The organism is Moorena sp. SIO2C4 (genome assembly GCF_010672485.1).
Classification (GTDB): Bacteria; Cyanobacteriota; Cyanobacteriia; order Cyanobacteriales; family Coleofasciculaceae; genus Moorena; species Moorena producens.
Map to the genome: position 1 here is coordinate 1 of NZ_JAAHGN010000951.1, position 2,999 is coordinate 2,999.

Below are 2,999 nucleotides of genomic sequence, written 5' to 3' on the forward strand. Positions count from 1 at the left end.
TATAAAAATGGACGAAGAAAGAAGACAAGCATACCTCAAATTGATCCAGCAACTGCTAACTTGTCCCAGCGGTGAAGTAGTTAAAATTATTGAGAGCAACCGCGAGTTAGTGGATGCATGGTTATTGCAGGTAATGGCACAAGAAGCAGAAAAACTAGCAGCCGATGGCAACCAAAACGCTGCTGACTTTTTAGCTAGTCTCAGGAATCAGCTTTTAGAAATAATTTCAGAATCCTATACCTTAGTTAATCCTTCATCCGAAGACTATCTGGAATTCTTGAAAGAGGTATTGCTAGCAACTGCGTACAGCAATAGCGACCCCACAGTAGTATACCCACTCCTGGAAGAAAACCTAGACAAACTCGATCATAACTTTATCGATATCTTAAAAAACTGGGCAAGTTATCAACTCTCAGAAGCGGAACCAGAAACAGCAGATTTTATTGCTATAGTTATTGGCAACTTCAGCAAGTTTATCAGCAATTTTCCCCTGGGCAATAAAGCAAATTACATCGAAATTGCTATTGCTGGTTACGAAATAATACTAACAGTTATAAACTGTAAAAGTAACCCGGGAACTTGGGCAAGGACTCAAAATAACCTGGGCTATGCCTACAGTGACAAAATCAATGGAGATAAAGTTGATAATCTCGAAAAAGCCATTAAAGCATACCAACTAGCTTTGTCCGTTTATACCAAATCAGACTTTCCCGAAGATTGGGCAAGGACTCAAAATAACCTAGGCTATGCCTACAGTAATAGAATCCATGGAGATAAAGCTGATAATCTTGAACTTGCGATCGAAGCATTCCAACTAGCTTTGTCAGTTATCACCAAACAAAATTTCTCCCAATATTGGGCAAGCACTCAAGCTATCCTGGGTCTTGCCTACAGTAACAGAATCCGTGGAGATCAGGCTGATAATCTCGAAAAAGCCATTAAAGCATACCAACTAGCTTTGTCCGTTTATATCAAAGAAGATTTCCCCCAATATTGGGGAAGGATTCAAAATAACCTGGGCATCACCTACATTTACAGAATCAGTGGAGATAAAGCTGATAATTTTGAAAAAGCCATTGAAGCATACCAACTAGCTTTGTCCGTTTATAGCAAACAAGACTTGCCAAAAGATTGGGCAATGACTCAAAATAACCTGGGCTATGCCTACTTTTACAGAATTCGTGGAGATAAAGCTGATAATCTCGAAAAAGCCATTGAAGCATACCAACTAGCTTTGTCAGTTATCACCAAACAAGATTTGCCCGAAAATTGGGCAATTTTTCAATATAACCTGGGTAATGCCTACAGTAAGAGAATACTAGGAAATAGTGCAGAGAATCTGGAAAATGCGATCGCATCCTATCAAAATGTTTCAGAATTCTACACCCGTGAAGCCTTTCCCGAAGATTGGGCAGACATCCAACGTAATATTGGTAAACTGCTGGTTCAGCAAGGAAGCTGGTATGATGGGCTATCCCGCTTAGAGCAAAGTCTCGCTATCTATCGCCAAACCGAAAACCTAGAAGCCCTTGCGGATTCAATATACCATATTGCCCGCACCCATCATTTAATCATGAACCTAGACAAAGCCCGGATGAATTACCGGGACGCTCTCCGCATCTACAATCATCTCAATAATCAACCAGGAATAGCTATCTGCAAAACGGGATTAGGCATGCTGATGATTTCCATTGGCTTTATCGACGATGCCCGACAAGAACTAACCCAAGCTTATGAAATTTGTCATACAATTAAGAATAACCAAGGAATTGATAATATTCAACAACTCCTCCAAGTAATTAACAAAATAAAAACCAAGCCATAGCCATGAGTGAAGCCGATAAACTTTGGGATGAAACCGACGAAATTTTTACTAGCTGGAATCTTAAAGACATTCCTTTTTCTGAAAGTGCTTCTAGCTTGGTATCAAACCTAGACCAAGTTTTCACAGGTCGCACCCAGGAGTTAAAGACGATATTTCATTTGTTGCGGGGTCGCGAACGGAAGCGGATATTAGTCTACGGTTCCGTTGGGATTGGTAAAACAGCATTTATTTTAGAAGTCTTGAGCGTCTTACAACGAAAAAGTAAAGATACTCTCGCTACCTATATCAGTCTACCCTTTGAAACTGATTTAGCAACCGCTGCTTTGATTGCCCTAGCTCGACATATGCCAGAGGATGAGTGGGCGCAACAACTGTTAAACAACATGGGATTGATGAGTGAATCGACTCGCAAAACCAAGACCAAGTTTGATGTAAAAATTCCAATGGTTGGGGGAAGTATTGAAACGGAATCAAAACCCGTTAATGCCCCAAAGTTTCCCACCCTCACTTTTCAAGACTTATTGGAAAGGGCGCTGGAAAAGTATAGTCGTGTGGTGATTGCTATCGATGACTTAGATAAACAAGACCCAGCTAAGGTGCGTCAACTATTGCACGATGCTCAAGGCATGCTCAAAGGTGATGCTTGGTTTATTTTGACTGGGCATCCTTCCGGGTTGACTCGGGATTTGTTGATCTCTGAACGAGGATTATTTGATTTAGCATTAGAGATTAAAGCATTAGACCAACCCACCACTTATCAAATGTTAATTAACTATCTCGCTAGCGCCCGGATTAACAAAACCAGCAAAGACGAAACTAATCCTGATGCGGTTCATCCCTTCACTCTAGAAACCGCTAGAAATCTGTGCGCACATTCCCAGGGGATACCCCGTTGGTTCAATCGCATTGCTAATTATGTATTACTGAAAGCAGCGGATTTACAAGCAGAAAAGATTACACCAGAGGTATTTCAGCAAGGTTTAGAGTATGTCAGTCAGAAACTGCGTGGTCAGTCAGAATTAACTCCTGAAGATTATTATGTCCTTGACTTAGTTTTAGAAAAAGGGGTGCTATCCGATGAAAACGTAACCATGGATGACCTCAAGCGTCTTAAAGCTCAACAGTTTACTCAAGTTTTACCGATTTTAGATAAATTAATCCAATTTGACTTAGT

Annotated in this window: 2 protein-coding genes; both read left to right on the top strand. The window is 40.6% G+C overall.

Translation table 11 applies throughout. The annotated features are described in order from the left end of the window. Positions 1-1,825, top strand: a 1,825-nt coding sequence (locus F6K20_RS31885; protein ID WP_287297430.1) for a tetratricopeptide repeat protein, incomplete at its 5' end; no start/stop codon positions are given. A 2-nt stretch (positions 1,826-1,827) separates the two neighbouring features. Further along, the coding region (locus F6K20_RS31890; protein WP_287297432.1) for an ATP-binding protein at positions 1,828-2,999 on the top strand (1,172 nt) is incomplete at its 3' end.